Raw genomic sequence first — 15108 nt, forward strand, 5'->3', positions numbered from 1 at the left:
CGCTGGATCGGCGACTGTTTCAGCTGTCATTGTTTGACGCCGTTTTCGTCGAACCGCGCCGTGGTCGGCACGTCGATCGCCGGCGGCACCGTGCCGGCACGCTGGTTGAGGCCGAACACGAAGGCGAGCACGGTAGCGACGGCGGGGTAGAGATCGTCGCGGATCTCCTGCCCTTCGCGGCTGGTATAATAGACCGCGCGCGCGAGCATCGGATATTCGAGGATCGGGATTTTCTCGTCGCCGGCGACGTCGCGGATCGCCAGCGCGGTGATGCCGCGGCCCTTGGCCACCACCACCGGCGCAGTGTCGTTGACGCGGTCGTAGCGCAGCGCGACCGAGAAGTGGGTCGGGTTGGTCAGGACGACGTCGGCAGTGGCGACCGCTTTGCGCACCGACCGCCGGCTCATCTCGCGCTGACGCTGGCGGAGATGCTGCTTGGCCTCGGGCGAGCCTTCGGTTTCCTTGTTCTCGTCGCGCACTTCCTGCTTGCTCATCCGGAGCTTGCCGAGCAGCCGGATGATCTGGATCGGCAGGTCGACGCCGGCGATCAGCACCAGCCCACCCGCCATCGTGAACAGGATCCACACGAACGTCCCGCCGAGATTGCCGACCACGCCGGCGACGTCGGACGAGGTCGACAGGCCCAAAGTCGGCTGCGCGGTCTTCCACATCAGCCAGGCGCCGATCGATCCGAGCAAGGCGACCTTGAGCAGCGACTTGCCGAGTTCGATCCAGCCGGTCGGACCGAAGATCCGCTTCAACCCAGACGCCGGGTTGACCCGCGAGAATTTGGGTTGGAGCAGGGTACCGTTGAAGCGGAACGACCCCAACGCCGCCTGGCTGAGTACCGCCGCGATCATCGCGATCAGGAACAGCCCGCCGACCGTCGGCGCGAAGCCCAGGCCGGCCTGGATCAGCGGCCGCATCGGCGACCAATCCTCGATATCGGCGCGGCCGAAGCGGAAGCTCGCGGTCATCAGCCCTTCGCACGCCTTGACCATTTGCGGTCCGAGCATCGCGATCCAGCCGCAGCCGGCGAGCACGATCAACGCGGTCGCAAACTCGCGTGACTTGAGGACATCGCCGCGCTCGACCGCGTCCTTGCGACGCTTGGCTGTTGGCGCTTCTGTCTTGTCGCCTTCATATTCCATCAGCCGAACACCAGGCTTTGCGCGGCATCGAGTCCTTCCTGGACGATGACGAGCATGTAATCACCCATTGCCGGCATCGCGAGCGCGAGCGCGACCACGCCGACCGCCAGGCTGGCGGGCAGGCCGATCGCGAACAGGTTGAGGCTGGGCGCGGCGCGGCTGACCATGCCGACGATCATGTTGAGGCACAGCAGCAGGAACCCGACGGGAAGCGCGAGCAGCAAGCCGGCGGCGAAGGTATAGCCGCCGAAGAACGCGATGTCCTTGAGCCGGTCGGGCGACAGCCAGGCGCCACCCGGGGGCAGCACGGTATAGCTGCGCACCAGCATGTCGACGAGGACGAGGTGCCCGTTCACCGACAGGAACAGGAGCGTCATCAGCACCGACAGGAAATTGCCCAAAGCCGGGGTCGAGCGGCCGTTCTGCGGGTCGATCGCCGAGGCGAAACCGATCCCCATCGACGTGCCGATCACTTCGCTGGCAACCGCGGGAGCGGCGAACGCGATCTGCAGGATGAAGCCGATCGCGAGGCCAATCAGGGCTTCGGCGACCGCGCTCAAGATGGTGGCGATCGAGAAGATGTCGGCGGGCGGGACGATCGGATGGACCGCCAGCACCAGCACGCCGATCGCGCCCGACAGCGCGACGCGCACCGGCAACGGCACCGCCACCGCGCCGAACACCGGCGCCGCGACGAACGCCGCGCCGATCCGGATCATCACGAAGAGCAGCGCCCACAGCTGCGCCTCGATATTCAGGCCGAGGCCGAGCACGTTATCCCTCTCCCCTTGTGGGAGAGGGAGGGAGCGGCGAAGCCGCGGAAGGGTGAGGGGGAGTCACGAGCGATATCGCCTGTGACTCCCCCTCACCCTTCCCACGCGCTGCGCGCGCGGGCCCCTTCCCTCTCCCACAAGGGGAGAGGGAGCAAGGAGCCTCAACCTGGATCACCTCACCAGATCCGGGATGCGCTGGAAGATATCGATCGTGAAGTCGGTCAACAGGCCCATGATCAGGCTGCCGAAGATCAACAGCGACAGGCCGACGACCGCGAGCTTGGGGACGAAGGTCAGCGTCTGTTCGTTGATCGACGTCGCCGCCTGGACCATGCCCAGGATCAGGCCGGCGAGCAATGCCGGGATCAGCACCGGGGCGGCGGCGAGCGCCAGCACCCACATCGTCTGATCGGCCACTCCGATGAAATAGTCGGCGTCCATCGTCAGTTGATCCAGTTCGAAACATCGTCACCCCAGCGAACGCTGGGGTCTTGTGCCGTATTTCCCTCCACGAGATGCCAGCTTGCGCTGGCATGACGGTGGGAGGCGAGCCACAGCATCGGCCTGCGGCTCGGCATGGCGGGCGGCGGCGCGCGGAACGGGTTCGGCGCGGGCGGCGGACAGGCGGGCATCATGTCGCGAAACTCGATGCGAGACTGCCCATCATCATCGCCCAGCCGTCGACCAGCACGAACAGCAATAATTTGAACGGCATCGAGATGATCGTCGGCGACATCATCATCATGCCCAAGGACATGAGCACGGTCGCGACCACCAGGTCGATAACGATGAACGGCAGGAAGATCAGGAAGCCGATCTGGAACGCGGTCTTCAATTCGCTGGTGACGAAGGCCGGCAGCAACACGGTGTAGGGCACGTCGACCGAGCTCTTGTACGGGCCCGAATGCGCCATGTCGGCGAACATCTTGAGGTCCTTCATCCGCGTCTGCTTGATCATGAAGGCATGGAGCGGCTGGCCGGCGCGCTGGATCATCTCGGTCCCGCCGATCTGGCCGGCGGAATAAGGCTGGATCGCCTGGGTGTTCATCTGGTTGATCGTCGGCGCCATCACGAACAGCGACAGGAACAGCGACAGGCCGATCAGCACCTGGTTGGGCGGCGTCTGTTGCAATCCCAGCGCCTGGCGCAGGATCGACAGCACGATGATGATCCGCGTGAAGCTGGTCATCATCAGCAGGATCCCGGGCAGGATCGTGAGCAGGCCCATGATGATGAGGACTTGCAGGCTGAGCGACAGCGGCGCCTTGCCCGCGCCATTGGTCGCGGCAGCCGCCCCCGGTCCGCCGAGTTGGCCGAGCGCGCGGTCGACGGCGTCGCCGATGCCGGGCTTGGCCGCGGCGGCCGGCGCCGAGGAAGCGGTGGTCGCCGCCGGCGCGGCGGGCGCGCTCTGGGCGAAGGACGGCATCGCAACGCTCAGCAGAGCGACGAAGGCGAGCAGGATCAGCACCAGCTTCATCAGCTGGACATTCTTCGGGCGCGGCGCGGCGGGGACCGGCGCGCGGAACAGCGAAGGGCCGTCTTGCTTCAGGCGGCGGATCGTCGTCACTTGGGCAGCCCCCCTGCCTTGTCGATCAGCTGCACGCCGCCGCGACCGACCGACACGAGCAATTTCTGCCCTTCGAACTCGATCACCGCGAGGCGCAGGCCCGGCGACAGCATCATCGTTTCCTGAACCTTGATCGTGCGGTTGGCCGGCTGGCCCGGCATCCGGCTCTCGAGCCGTCGCCACAGCCACAGACAGCCGACCATCAGACCGCAGACCAGCGGCAGCAGCACGAACAGCTTGAGGATATACGTCCAGAGCATCAGCCGCGCTTCTCTGGGCTGACCAACTCGGTCAGGCGAACGCCGAAGCGCTCGCCGACGGTGACGACTTCGCCACGGCCGATCAGCGTGCCGTTGACGAACACGTCGAGCAGCTCGTTGGCCTGGCGGTCGAGCTCGATCACCGAGCTTTCGCCCAGAGCGAGCAGTTCGCGGAGCGTCAGCCGGGTCTGGCCGATCTCCACCGTGAGCTTGACGTCGACATCCTGCAGCAGCCGGTAATTGGCGGCCATATTGGCGTCGACCGGGAAGGTCCCGGACAAATCGGTCATGCGAGTTCCTCGACATTGAGAGAGAGCGAATTGAGCTTGATCGCGGCGCGTCCATTGGACGTGCCGACGGTACCGGTGCCAAGGCGGCCATTGGCCACCATCACCGGCACGTCGGCGGCGACGCTGATCGGGATCACGTCGCCTTCCTTGAGTTCCATCAGCTTGGCGAGGCTGATCACCGGCTCGGCGAGCACCGAGCGAACGGGGAAAGTCACCGTCATCACGGCCTTGGCGAGCCCGTTCTGCCATGCCGGGTCGGGCGCGGCGCCGAGCACCTTGCCATTCAGCGAGGGCGTGTACGGCTTGAGCGACTGCACCGGATAGACGATGTCGATGAAGATCGGCTTGCCGTGATGCTTGCCGATGCCGAAACGGGTGACGACCATCGGATCGTCGCCATCGAGCCCGGCGACCATCGACGGGTTGGCCTCGACCCGACCCGGCGAGAAGCTCACCTTGGCGAGCGGCTCCCACGAGGTCGTCATCGGCTCGGCGACGATCGCGGCGAGGTGCCCGATCATCGCTTCCGCGGCAGGCGAGAATTCGCTCGGCATGTCGTGCGGCGCGGCGCCGGTGCCGCCGAAGAACATGTCGAGCAATTCGAGTACGAACTTGCCGTCGACCACCAACAGCGCCTGGCCAGTGCCCGGCGTCATCGACAGCGGCACCCAGGCGGTCAGGCCGTCGGGGCGCTCGGCGCGGTAATCGGTGAAGCGCTGCACCACCAGCGGCTCCGCCCACAAGCGGACTTCCTGGCGCAACAACGGCTCGAACACGCCACGCAGGCTCCGCGCGAGACGAGCGGAGAGATGCTGCAGCGTGTGCAGATCGCCGAACGGATTCAGATTGGCGCCGCCCAGCGCGGGGGCGTGTGTCGCCGCCGCGCGAGGGCGTTCGCGCCGGTCCGTGTCGGATATGGATGACGAGCCGTTAACCATGCCCGGTCACTGAACAACAAAATTGGTAAAGTAGACGTTACTAATCCCGCCAAATCCCTCTTTTTGTTTGAGCGTGGCGTTGATTGCCTGGACCAATCGCTGCGCCAGGCGCTTCTTGCCGTCGCCGGTCGTGACCTCGTCCTCGGTCGAATCGCCGAGCGCCATCAGCACCGCCGAGCGCACCGCGATCTCGTTGGTCTTGAGGTTCTCGATCACCGAATCGTCGTACGGCGTCGACACCGCGATCCCGATCTGGACGTAATGCGGGCTGTCGCGCAGGTTCGACGTGAAGTCCTTGTCGATCGCGTAATAATTGGACGCATATTTGTCGCCGCCGCTGCCCGACGGCGGCTTGGTGCCGACCGATGTGGCGCCCTCGCCTTCCTTGCCGTCGCCGCTGGTGCGCTTCTGCTCGCTCTTGGGCACCAATTTGGGGCCTTCGGGCCCAGCCGCCTTGGCGCCGCCCAACATGCCGGCCGCCCACAGGCCGCCCGCCGTGCCGCCACCCACCAGGAGCACGGCCAGGAGCATCAGGATGATCAATTTGCCTTTGCCCTTTTTCTTGGGCGTGTCGGCCTTGGTTTCGTCACTCATCGTTCATTTCCCCGTTCAAGCCACACGGCCGTCATCGACGGCCCGAATGTCGTCATCCCCGCCAGTCGCGAGGCGATTCTTGCTGTCCTGCCTGACCTCGACCTGCGGCCGCGGGCGATCGCCTCCGGTCATGCCCGAGCCGCTCAGGTCGACGCTGGTCCCGGTCAGCCGGATGCCGCGTGCCTCGGCCGCGGCATTGAGCTGCGGCGCGGCATCGGCGAGCAGCGCGCGCGTGGTCGGCTGCTCGGCGGCGAAGCGGACGGTGACCGCGCCATCGGCATGCGTGCGCAGCGACACGTCGATTCGCCCCAACGCGTCGGGCTTGAGCCGGATCGAGGTATCATTGGCATTGGCGTCGTCGCGCAGCGCCTCGATCCGGTCGATCATCTTTTGCGGCCAATCCTGGCGACCCATGTCGAGCGCCTGGCGCTCAGCCTGACCCGGCTTGGCGACCAGCTGGACGGCATCGGCCGGCGTCAACAGCGTCGCGGCGGCGGTCAGGTCCCCGGGTTGGCTGCCCTCGCCAGCGGGCTTGCGCTCGGGCGCCATCGCCAGCGCGAACAGTGCGGGCATCGGCGCGTTGGCCGAGGCCAGCGAGGCCAGGGTCACGGGTGCCGCTTGCGGCATGGTGATGCGGATCGGCTGTGCGGCGGCCTGCGATCCGGGGGAGCGGTCGGCGGCAAGGGCCTGCTGTTTGGCAGCTAATGTCTTGCTCTGCGCGTCGGCGGCTGCGGCAAGGGCCGGGTCGACCGTGATCGGCGCGGCGGTATTCGATTGGAGCGCCACCGGGATCGGCGTGGTCGCCGGCTGCGATTGCGTCTCGGACAGGATCTGCGGGGACGCAGGCTCCGCGCCAGGCTTGGCCCGCCCTGCGTCGCTCGCGACCGCCAGCGGCAGTGGGGGCAAGGCAGGCTGCGGGAGCGGGGTAAGCGGCGCGGTGACCGCGCCAGTCGCAATGGGATTCGCAGGAGCGGCGGGCAGAGCGATCGGCGCTACCGAGAGCAACCAGGCAAGCGCGGGATCGCTCTTGTCGTCGTCCTGTTGCGGCAAGGAATTGCCGGTCGTGGCATCATCCTGCCGCTCGCCGCCGGTCTGCCCGTCCTTGGGCGCGATGGTCGTCTTGCCGATCATCAGGTCGACGAAAGCGGCCAGGCTCGGCACGCCCGTAGCGCCATCGGCGACCGTGCCGGGGGCAAGCAGGGAGGACGCGGCACCCTTTGCGGGCAGCGCGACAGTCGTGGAAACGGATAGAGTCAAACCGGTCATGAACCCCTCGTGCGGGAGGCGTGCACTGCCCCCGCGGGGTATTTAGCAAGGATCGTGCCGAATCTTTCGGACGGCCGGTGCCGCCTCGAGCGCGCGGATTGCCTTGAGCGCCGCTTCGCGGTCGGCGCGGACCATCAATTTCTCGACGGCCGACTGGTCACGCTTCGCCTCCCGCGTCGCCTCGGCGGCACGTTCGGCGGCCGCTTCGGCGGCGCGCAGGCGATGCTCGGCCATCTCGGCCGATTGGTGGAGGCGCGAGCGGAAATGTGCGGCCGCGACCAGCGAGAAGCCGCTTCCCGCTTCGGTCGGCGTCGGCGCGACGCTGTCGGCGAGCGACGCGATGCGCTTGGCGAGATCGGCCTCGCTGGCGATCTTGGCGTGCGCGCGGACTTCCTCGGCGCGCGTCATGCCCAGTTGAAGGGTGCGGACCCGCAAGATGCGATCGAGTTGGCGTTTTTTATGCATGGAAGTGCATCGGTGCCGGCCCGCACCCCCACCCGGCCGCCCATAGAATAATGGTATTGGGCGGCCGGGTGGGGGTGCGGGCCGGCACCGCCCTCATATCAAACATTTCCAAAGACGCCGATCAATTCGGCGACCGCGTCGGGCAACGAGACCTTGGTGTCGGCGTCCTGGCGGATATATTCCATCACGGCAGGATGATAGGCGATCGCCGCGTCGATCTCCGGATCGACCCCGCCGCGATAGGCGCCCATCAGCACCAGGTCGCGATTTTCCTCATAGGTGGCGAGGTGGCGACGCAGGATGCGCGCGGCGGCGATATGCTCGGCCGGCACGATGTCGGTCATCACCCGGCTGACCGACGGGCCGAGATCGATCGCCGGATACACGCCGCGTTCGGTAAGCGCGCGGCTCAGCACGATATGGCCGTCGAGGATCGAGCGCGCGCTGTCGACCACGGGATCGTTGCCGTCGTCGCCATCGGCGAGCACGGTATAGATAGCGGTGATCGATCCGCCGGTATTGACGTCAGTGCCGGCGCGCTCGATCAGATTGGGCAGCATCGCGATCGCCGATGGCGGATAGCCGCGCGCGGAGGCGGGCTCGCCCAAGGCGAGGCCGATCTCACGCCCGGCATGCGCCACGCGAGTCAGCGAATCCATGATCAGCAGGACTTTCTTGCCCTCGGCGCGAAAGCCTTCGGCAATCGCGGTAGCGCGCAGCGCGCCGCGGATGCGCAGCACCGGCGAATGGTTGGCGGGCACCGCGACGACGACCGAGCGCGCGCGCGCCTCTCCGGCGACCTTGGTCTCGAGGAAATCGGCAACTTCGCGACTGCGTTCGCCGATCAGGCCGATGACGACGACGTCTGCTTGCGCGGCGCGGACCATCATCCCGAGCAGCACCGATTTACCGACGCCCGATCCGGCCATGATGCCAACGCGCTGGCCCTGGCCGATCGTCAGCAGTCCGTTGATCGCACGCACGCCGACGTCCATCGGCTGGAGCACGCGGCCGCGATCGAGCGGACCTTGCAGTTTGCCGGCTAGCGGCCAATGCTGGGCGCCGCGGATTGGCCCCAGCCCATCGATCGGCTTGCCCGCGCCATCGACCACGCGGCCGAGCAATGCGGCACCGACTTCGGCGGCGCCTGGCGCGCCGACCGGGCGGACCGGCGATTGCGGGAGCAAAGCGGCGGGACCGCCGAGATTCATCAGCAAGGTGCGGCCATTGCGGAAGCCGATCACTTCGGCCTCGACCTTGGCGCCGCCGGCGGCGCCGACCTGACACACCGTGCCGACCGACAGGTTGAGCCCGACCGCTTCCATCAGCAGCCCGTCGAACGACGCCAGGCGGCCCGATATCTTGGGCTGCGGCACGAAGTCGGCGGTGCCAAGGCTTTCGAGATAGTCTTCGGCGAAGCGGTTCAGCATCTTAAAATCCTCCCCGTTTACGGGGAGGGCGCTGGGACTTTGGTTCGCCCCCGGCGAACCAAGATCGTGTCCGGGGGACACGATCTCGCCCCAACGCAAGCCGCGCAGCGGCTTGGTGGAGGGGGCGAGCCCCAAGCGATGTAGGCGAGGAGAACCCCCTCCACCACGCGCTAGCGCGCGCGGTCCCCCTCCCCGTGCCGGGGAGGATTTGCGAAACGATCATCATTCCGGCAACGCCGCGCGGTCGATTGCCTGGGCGAGTTGCTCGATCCACAGGTCCGGCCCGTCCTCGACGATCGTCGCCGCGGATTCGAGCACGAAATGGCCGCGTTCGACCTTGATATCGCCGGCGGCGAAGATGTTGGCCGGCAGATGGCCGTCAACCAGTGGCATGTCCTCGGGATTGAGCCGCAGCACCGCCGATTCGGCGTCGTCGGCGAGCATGCCGGCGGCGACCGCGACGCGGCGATTGAGCAGATCGGCGTCGACGCCGGCCTCGCCGACCATGTGGCGGACCAATTGCATCACGGTCTGGCGGAGATGTCCGGCCAGCCGGTCGCGATCGATGCGGCGATCGTCGTTGATCGCGGCGATCAGGTCATCGATCAGCGCGCGGTCGCGTGCCGCATTGGCGGCGACCTGGGCCATCGCTGCGGCGACGCCTTCGTCATAGCCGGCAGCCCTGGCCGTCGCGATCGGATCGACGAAGCCTGACGGCTGTTGCGTGGCGTCGAACGGATCCCAGCCCTCGGTCGGATCCTCCTGGCGATCCGCCGGCTCGAAATGCCGCGGCCGCGCATCGGGCGCCGGCGGCGGCTCGGGAGTCATGTCGCGCGGCGAGAACGCCTCGCTTTTGGCGGCGAAGGCGCGGCGCAGCGCGGCGCCCGCCTGGTCGTGGCGGCTCGCGAACCCGGCGACGAAGTCGTTGAGCGGGCGGTCAGACATAATCGTCGTCGCCGCCCATCATGATCGTGCCGTCCTTGGCCAGCGCGCGAGCGAGCTGGATGATCGCCTTTTGCGCGTCGAGCACTTCGCTGAGCTTCATCGGGCCGCGCGCTTCCATCTCGTCGCGAATACCGTCGGCGGCGCGCGACGACATGCAACCGAGGAAGCGGTTGCGCGTCGCCTCGTCCACGCCCTTGAGCGCGCGCGTGAGCAAGTCGCTGTCGATATTGCGGATGAGCGTACCGAGATTCTTGTCGTCCATGTCGAGCAGATTCTCGAACACGAACAAGGCCTCCTCGATCGCCTTGGCGACTTCGCGGTCGATCTTGAACAATTTGGGCATGACGCGCTGTTCGGTGGTCTTGCGCGCGCCCGACAGGATGCGGGCGGCTTCCTTGGTGCCGCCGAGCATCACGCCTGCGGACTGGCCACCGGCGCCGCTGCGATTGGCGAGCATGGTGCGGAGCGTATCGACCGCCTCGGGCGTGATCGGCCCCAGCCGCGCGACACGGTGGAGGATTTCGGGCTGCGCCGCATCGGGCAGCAATTCGAGCACCTGGCCGGCAACGTCCTGGTCGAGATTGGCGATCACCACGGCAGCGATCTGGGGATGTTCCTTCTCGATCATCGCCGCGATCTCGGCCGCGTCCATCCAGTCGAGCAGGTCGATCTGGCATTGCGCGTCGGGCGGGGTGATCCGCGCCAGCACGCTGTCGGCCTTTTCGGGGCCGAGCGCGCGAGTCATCATCGTCTCGATGAGCGGCTTCGGGTCGAACCCGATCGCGGTGCGATCGCGTGCTTTGCCGACAAAATCGTCGAGCACCATCTGCACCTCGGGCTCGCCGACATCGGCGACGGCGAACATCGCCTTGCCGAGCTGGCGGACTTCCTCGGGGTCGAGCTTCTGGAGGATGGCCGCGGCCTCCTCCTCGCCGACCAGCATCATCAGCACGGCGGCGCGTTCGACGCCCGAATAGGCGCGGAAAGAGGCGGGAGCGTTCATCAGCGGGCGTCCGATTTGATCATGTCACGCACCGCCAGCGCGGCGCGCGTCGGGTTGTCGCGGGTGAAGCCGCGGACCATCCCGATCCGGTCGTCGAAATTCTGCGCGCTTTCGAGCGCGTCGATGCTGACCGGCTGGCCGTTGGGGCCACTGCCGGTGCCGGCCGCCATCGGCGAACCGATCCCGAAGGTCGCATTGAGGTCACGTCCACCGCGCCCGGCATCGTCGCGCTTCTTCATCAGCGCTTTGGATAGCGGGCGAACGCCGAGCATCAGCACCAGCAAGGCGATGACGATCGCGGTAACGTTGCGCAGGACCATCGCCAGCCAGCCGCTTTCGTACCAGGGCTGGCCACCGCCGAGATCGGGCGCCGCGGCGAAGCGGCGGCTGATCACGGTGACCTGGTCGCCGCGCGCGGTGTTGGCGCCGACCGCCGAATTCACCAATTGCGTGATCTGCTGCATCTCGACCGGCGAGCGCGGCTTCGATCCTTCGACGTCGCGCAGCACGACCGCCACCGACAAGCGCTTGAGCGCGCCCGGGGCATTGCGGGTGACCGAGACTTCGCGGCCGAGATCATAGGCACGGGCATAGCTGTCGCTCGCCTTGGCCGTGTCGGGCATCACCGGCGAGTTGGCGGCACCGGCCGCGGCGGCAGGCGCGCCCGCCGCTCCGGCCGCCGGCGTCGCGCCGGGAGCGGGGGTCGGCGTGGGCGTCGGCGTCGCGACCGTGGTCGGCGGCGGCGGGGTGTTCGACAATGCCCCCGGGATTCCGCCCGGCGCTTGCGCGCTGGGGGCGTCCTTGTTGGTCCAATTGCCCTGCTCGGCGCGCAGCGCACCGGCCTTGTCATAGCTTTCGCGCGTCGAGCTGGTGTCGTCGAGATTGACGTCGGCGGTCACTTCGGCGGTGAAATTGCCGGCGCCGACCAACGGCGTCAGCAACTGGGTCAGTTGCTCGCGATATTTCTGTTCGACCTGGCGCTGGTAGCGCACCGCGGCGTCGTTGCTGTCGCTGCCGGCGCCCGGCTTGGACAAGAGCGCGCCCATCTGGTCGACGATGGTGACGTCGTCGGGCTTCATCCCCGGCACCGACGAGGCGACGAGATTGATGATCGACGAGACCTGCGCGTCGCTGAGCGCGCGGCCGGCCTGGAGCTTGACCATGACGCTGGCCGATGGCGCGGCATTGTCGCGCACGAACACAGTGTTTTCCGGCACGGCGAGATGCACCCGCGCTTCGGCAACGGCGTCGATATCCTGGATCGAGCGGGCAAGCTCGGTCTCGCGCGCCTGGCGCAACCGTTCGCCTTCCACCGCGCGGCTGACACCCATCGGCAGATTGTCGAGGATCGCGTAGCCGCCCGGCGCCGCCTTGGGCAGCCCCTGGCCGGCGAGCAGCATCCGCGCCTTGGAATATTCGTCCTCATTGACGGTCAGCGCGTCGGTCGATTCATCAATCCGGCCAGTGATGCCGCCAGTCTTGAGCGCGGCCATGACCTGCGACTTGTCGCTGTCGGGCAAGCCCGTGAACAGAGTCTTCTGCGTCGGCGTCGACAGCATGAACCAGGCGAGCGCGGCGGACGCGATCAGCCCGACCATCAGGATCATCGGCAAGCTGCGGCGGATCGCGGGTTGACCGAGCAAGCCCTGGACCTGCTTCAGCGGATTGGCGAAACGCTCGGCGGCGAGCGGGGCGGATTGGGTGAGTTCGTTGCTCATGGCCTATCTCAAACCGGCATGCTCATAATGTCCTTATAAGCGGACAAGAGCTTGTTCCTGACTTGCAAGGTCGCTTCGAAGCTGACCGACGCCTCCTGGCGGGCCAGCATCACCTTGGCGATGTCGATCGTCTCGCCGCGTTCGTACGAAGCGGAGATGTCCGACGCGCGGTTCTGGCTGTCGTTGACGCTGTTGAGCGCGCTGGTCAGCGAGTCCGCGAAACTGGCGGGTCCGGCCGGCTGGACCGTGGCGGGCGCGGCCGTCGGCCCCGCCGCCCCGGCACGCGCCAGCGCCGTATTGCGCTCCAGGATCTGCGCGCGCAGCGCCATCACCCGGTCGACGCTCATCGCGCCGCCAATGCCATTGATGCCGCTCATGCCCACATCCTCGTAATATCTTCACCCTGCTCGCGCGCTCTGGCGAGACGGTAGCGAAGCGTGCGTTCGGAAATGCCCAGCCGGCGCGCGGTCTCGATCCGGCTGCCGCCGCATGCGGCAAGCGTTTCGCGGATCGCCTGGAACTCGCTGAACTGGACGACATTGGCGAGCGTGTCGGCGCTGCGCCCCGGGACCGGATCGGCCTTGGGCTCGGGACGGCGGTCGAACACGATATGGTTGGCGCCGATCGTGTCGCCGGCGGCAAACAGCAAAGCGCGCTGGATCACATTTTCGAGTTCGCGGACATTGCCCGGCCAGTCGTGCGCCATCAGCGTGTCGATCGCGCCCTGGTCAGGCCAGGGGATCGACTGGCGCGTGCCCGAATGGCGTAGGATCATCGCGGCGGCGAGCGCGGGGATATCCTGCGGGCGATCGGCCAGCGAGCGCGTGGTCAGCGGGAATACCGACAGACGGTAATAAAGGTCGGAGCGGAAGCGGCCGGCGGCGACTTCCTCGTGCAGGTCGCGGTTGGCGCAGGCGATGATGCGGACGTCGATCGGGATCGGCGTCGATGCGCCGATCGGGATGACTTCGCGCTCCTGCAGCACGCGGAGCAATTTGGACTGGAGCTGAAGCGGCATCTCGGCGATCTCGTCGAGCAGCAGGGTGCCGCCCTCGGCCGCGCGGAAAAAGCCTTCGCCCGCCGCACTGGCGCCGGTGAAGGCGCCCTTCTGATGGCCGAACAGCAAGGCTTCGAGCATGGTTTCCGGGAGCGCCGCGCAATTGATCGCGACGAACGGCTTGTCGCGACGGCGCGATTTCAGGTGGATGGTGCGCGCCAGCACTTCCTTGCCGGTGCCGGTCGGGCCGTTGATCAATACCGTGATGTCGGCATCGGCGACGCGCTCGGCCAGCGCGAACAGCGCCAGGCTCTCGGGGTCGGCGGCGGTCGGCGCCTCGGGGCCGGCGGCATAAGCATAAGCGAAAGCCGATCCGATCGCATTGTCGGCCGGACCGAAAGAGAGGCGCGTGGGCGTACCGCCCGTTCCGCGCCGGAACCCGCGCCCTTCGCTGCCGATGACCAGAGTGCGGTCGGCGATCGGCGGCGTCTCGCCTTCCATCACCAGGAAGACGTCGCTCGCCTGCGGCCGGGCATCGCCCTCGGCAACCGCCAGGCCCTGCGCACGCAGCGAAGAGACCAAGGCATATTTTTGCCGCATCACCAGGTCGGATGGAAAGATCGAACGCATGTATTCCCCCTTCGTCGAAGAGGGACATGCCCGGAACTTGGTAAACGAGACGTAAACCATCCGGCAACGGCGGCAAAAAATTACCGCGCGGCGACCCGAAATGGGGGTGACCGGCAAAGGACCGGCAATTTTTTGCCTAAAGCCCGGCAAATACCTGCCGTTCTCCGGTTCAGACGGCTCGGCCCCTCGCACTATTCGGGGGAGAGGCGGGGATCGTCGTAGCAAGTGGAGACACGGACATGACTGTTATCGGAAGCAACGTTTCGGCGCTTCGTGCGACGAATGCCTCTAACCAGGCGAACCTGGCCCTCTCGACGGCGATGAACCGCCTGTCGACCGGTCAGCGCATCAACTCGGCCAAGGACGACGCCGCCGGCCTCGCCATCTCGGCCTCGATGACTGCCCAGATCAAGGGCATGAACCAGGGCGTGCGCAACGCCAATGACGGCATCTCGATGGCGCAGACCGGTGAAGGCGCGCTGGACGAGGTCAACAACATGCTGCAGCGTATGCGTGAGCTCGCGGTGCAGTCGGCCAACGGCACCTATTCGACCACCGACGCCGCCAACATCACGGCGGAGCAGGACGCTCTGTCCGCTCAGATCGGCTCGATCATCACCAACACCGCGTTCAACGGCAAGAACCTGTTCGCCACTGCGTCGAACACCGTTTCGGTCCAGGCCGGCGCCAACACGGCCGACGCGATCTCGGTCGACTTCACCCAGCTCAACGCCGGCACGACCAAGCTGTCGGCCGTGGTCGACTTCGCGGCCAGCAAGATGAAGACCGGCCTGGCGCTGAGCGCGTTCGACGACGCGATCAACGAAGTGTCGACGACCCGCGCGGGTCTCGGTGCCAGCCAGAACCGTCTGCAGTCGGCGGTCAACAACCTGACCAGCAACGCGACCAACCTGACCGACGCGCGCAGCCGCATCCAGGACGCCGACTTCTCGTCGGAATCGACCAACCTGGCGAAGGCGCAGATCCTCGCCCAGGCGTCGACCTCGATGCTGGCCCAGGCCAACCAGTCGCAGCAGGGCGTGCTCAAGCTGCTCGGCTAATGAAGGATCCTGCCCAGTCC

General features: G+C 67.0%; 17 protein-coding genes. 1 reads left to right on the forward strand and 16 read right to left on the reverse strand.

Annotated features, from left to right (window positions below; all coding sequences use genetic code 11):
* Window positions 1-26: 26 nt before the first annotated feature.
* The 16 genes from AC1DRD_RS17930 to AC1DRD_RS18005 all read right to left on the reverse strand — a co-directional run bounded on the left by AC1DRD_RS17930 (window position 27) and on the right by AC1DRD_RS18005 (window position 14027).
* Complete coding sequence (locus tag AC1DRD_RS17930; protein WP_478042415.1) at window positions 27-1151, reverse strand: EscU/YscU/HrcU family type III secretion system export apparatus switch protein; 1125 nt, start codon at window positions 1149-1151, stop codon at window positions 27-29.
* Window positions 1151-1924 (reverse strand): flagellar biosynthetic protein FliR, encoded by a 774-nt coding sequence (gene fliR / locus AC1DRD_RS17935; protein ID WP_478042417.1) that lies wholly within the window; start codon window positions 1922-1924, stop codon window positions 1151-1153. Before fliR ends, AC1DRD_RS17930 begins: the two co-directional genes overlap by 1 nt.
* Before the next feature lie 171 nt (window positions 1925-2095).
* Window positions 2096-2365 (reverse strand): flagellar biosynthesis protein FliQ, encoded by a 270-nt coding sequence (gene fliQ, locus AC1DRD_RS17940; protein ID WP_066812386.1) that lies wholly within the window; start codon window positions 2363-2365, stop codon window positions 2096-2098.
* A gap of 190 nt (window positions 2366-2555) precedes the next feature.
* Window positions 2556-3401 (reverse strand): flagellar type III secretion system pore protein FliP, encoded by an 846-nt coding sequence (fliP, locus tag AC1DRD_RS17945; RefSeq protein ID WP_478042480.1) that lies wholly within the window; start codon window positions 3399-3401, stop codon window positions 2556-2558.
* Between the two features lie 86 nt (window positions 3402-3487).
* Window positions 3488-3751 (reverse strand): flagellar biosynthetic protein FliO, encoded by a 264-nt coding sequence (locus tag AC1DRD_RS17950; RefSeq protein WP_066588835.1) that lies wholly within the window; start codon window positions 3749-3751, stop codon window positions 3488-3490.
* On the reverse strand, window positions 3751-4041 hold the full coding sequence (gene fliN / locus AC1DRD_RS17955; RefSeq protein ID WP_066588837.1) for a flagellar motor switch protein FliN: 291 nt from the start codon (window positions 4039-4041) through the stop codon (window positions 3751-3753). The genes AC1DRD_RS17950 and fliN overlap by 1 nt, the downstream gene beginning before the upstream one ends.
* Window positions 4038-4979 (reverse strand): flagellar motor switch protein FliM, encoded by a 942-nt coding sequence (locus AC1DRD_RS17960; protein ID WP_478032938.1) that lies wholly within the window; start codon window positions 4977-4979, stop codon window positions 4038-4040. Before AC1DRD_RS17960 ends, fliN begins: the two co-directional genes overlap by 4 nt.
* Before the next feature lie 6 nt (window positions 4980-4985).
* A complete protein-coding gene (locus AC1DRD_RS17965; protein WP_478032939.1) occupies window positions 4986-5573 on the reverse strand; it encodes a flagellar basal body-associated FliL family protein in 588 nt (195 codons plus the stop codon).
* 15 nt (window positions 5574-5588) lie between these two features.
* Window positions 5589-6839: a flagellar hook-length control protein FliK gene (locus AC1DRD_RS17970; RefSeq protein WP_478042418.1), complete on the reverse strand. Its 1251-nt coding sequence runs from the start codon at window positions 6837-6839 to the stop codon at window positions 5589-5591.
* 42 nt (window positions 6840-6881) lie between these two features.
* Window positions 6882-7304, reverse strand: a complete 423-nt coding sequence (locus tag AC1DRD_RS17975; protein ID WP_478032941.1) for a hypothetical protein — start codon at window positions 7302-7304, stop codon at window positions 6882-6884.
* 98 nt (window positions 7305-7402) lie between these two features.
* Window positions 7403-8734 (reverse strand): FliI/YscN family ATPase, encoded by a 1332-nt coding sequence (locus tag AC1DRD_RS17980; protein ID WP_478042419.1) that lies wholly within the window; start codon window positions 8732-8734, stop codon window positions 7403-7405.
* Window positions 8735-8956: 222 nt separating this feature from the next.
* Window positions 8957-9679 (reverse strand): FliH/SctL family protein, encoded by a 723-nt coding sequence (locus AC1DRD_RS17985; protein ID WP_478042421.1) that lies wholly within the window; start codon window positions 9677-9679, stop codon window positions 8957-8959.
* Window positions 9672-10682: a flagellar motor switch protein FliG gene (gene fliG, locus AC1DRD_RS17990; protein WP_478042423.1), complete on the reverse strand. Its 1011-nt coding sequence runs from the start codon at window positions 10680-10682 to the stop codon at window positions 9672-9674. Before fliG ends, AC1DRD_RS17985 begins: the two co-directional genes overlap by 8 nt.
* Entirely contained in the window at window positions 10682-12400 is a 1719-nt protein-coding gene (gene fliF / locus AC1DRD_RS17995; RefSeq protein ID WP_478042424.1) for a flagellar basal-body MS-ring/collar protein FliF, read from the reverse strand. Before fliF ends, fliG begins: the two co-directional genes overlap by 1 nt.
* Before the next feature lie 8 nt (window positions 12401-12408).
* On the reverse strand, window positions 12409-12777 hold the full coding sequence (fliE, locus tag AC1DRD_RS18000; RefSeq protein WP_478033010.1) for a flagellar hook-basal body complex protein FliE: 369 nt from the start codon (window positions 12775-12777) through the stop codon (window positions 12409-12411).
* Window positions 12774-14027, reverse strand: coding sequence for a sigma-54 interaction domain-containing protein (locus AC1DRD_RS18005; RefSeq protein WP_478033009.1), 1254 nt, complete (start codon window positions 14025-14027; stop codon window positions 12774-12776). The genes fliE and AC1DRD_RS18005 overlap by 4 nt, the downstream gene beginning before the upstream one ends.
* Window positions 14028-14266: 239 nt before the next feature.
* On the opposite strand from AC1DRD_RS18005, the gene AC1DRD_RS18010 reads away from it, so the two are divergent.
* Entirely contained in the window at window positions 14267-15088 is an 822-nt protein-coding gene (locus AC1DRD_RS18010; protein ID WP_478033008.1) for a flagellin N-terminal helical domain-containing protein, read from the forward strand.
* Window positions 15089-15108: the final 20 nt, after the last annotated feature.

Source organism: Sphingomonas sp. P4_G2, from assembly GCF_056401155.1.

Bases quoted from the DNA above. Each gene is read 5' to 3' on its own strand.
- fliP (WP_478042480.1), bottom strand. From the start codon at position 3,401: ATGAAGCTGGTGCTGATCCTGCTCGCCTTCGTCGCTCTGCTGAGCGTT.
- AC1DRD_RS17975 (WP_478032941.1), bottom strand. From the start codon at position 7,304: ATGCATAAAAAACGCCAACTCGATCGCATCTTGCGGGTCCGCACCCTT.
- AC1DRD_RS17960 (WP_478032938.1), bottom strand. From the start codon at position 4,979: ATGGTTAACGGCTCGTCATCCATATCCGACACGGACCGGCGCGAACGC.
- fliE (WP_478033010.1), bottom strand. From the start codon at position 12,777: ATGAGCGGCATCAATGGCATTGGCGGCGCGATGAGCGTCGACCGGGTG.
- AC1DRD_RS17970 (WP_478042418.1), bottom strand. From the start codon at position 6,839: ATGACCGGTTTGACTCTATCCGTTTCCACGACTGTCGCGCTGCCCGCA.
- fliQ (WP_066812386.1), bottom strand. From the start codon at position 2,365: ATGGACGCCGACTATTTCATCGGAGTGGCCGATCAGACGATGTGGGTG.
- AC1DRD_RS17950 (WP_066588835.1), bottom strand. From the start codon at position 3,751: ATGCTCTGGACGTATATCCTCAAGCTGTTCGTGCTGCTGCCGCTGGTC.
- fliN (WP_066588837.1), bottom strand. From the start codon at position 4,041: ATGACCGATTTGTCCGGGACCTTCCCGGTCGACGCCAATATGGCCGCC.
- AC1DRD_RS17965 (WP_478032939.1), bottom strand. From the start codon at position 5,573: ATGAGTGACGAAACCAAGGCCGACACGCCCAAGAAAAAGGGCAAAGGC.
- AC1DRD_RS18010 (WP_478033008.1), top strand. From the start codon at position 14,267: ATGACTGTTATCGGAAGCAACGTTTCGGCGCTTCGTGCGACGAATGCC.
- fliG (WP_478042423.1), bottom strand. From the start codon at position 10,682: ATGAACGCTCCCGCCTCTTTCCGCGCCTATTCGGGCGTCGAACGCGCC.
- AC1DRD_RS18005 (WP_478033009.1), bottom strand. From the start codon at position 14,027: ATGCGTTCGATCTTTCCATCCGACCTGGTGATGCGGCAAAAATATGCC.
- AC1DRD_RS17980 (WP_478042419.1), bottom strand. From the start codon at position 8,734: ATGCTGAACCGCTTCGCCGAAGACTATCTCGAAAGCCTTGGCACCGCC.
- AC1DRD_RS17930 (WP_478042415.1), bottom strand. From the start codon at position 1,151: ATGGAATATGAAGGCGACAAGACAGAAGCGCCAACAGCCAAGCGTCGC.
- fliF (WP_478042424.1), bottom strand. From the start codon at position 12,400: ATGAGCAACGAACTCACCCAATCCGCCCCGCTCGCCGCCGAGCGTTTC.
- AC1DRD_RS17985 (WP_478042421.1), bottom strand. From the start codon at position 9,679: ATGTCTGACCGCCCGCTCAACGACTTCGTCGCCGGGTTCGCGAGCCGC.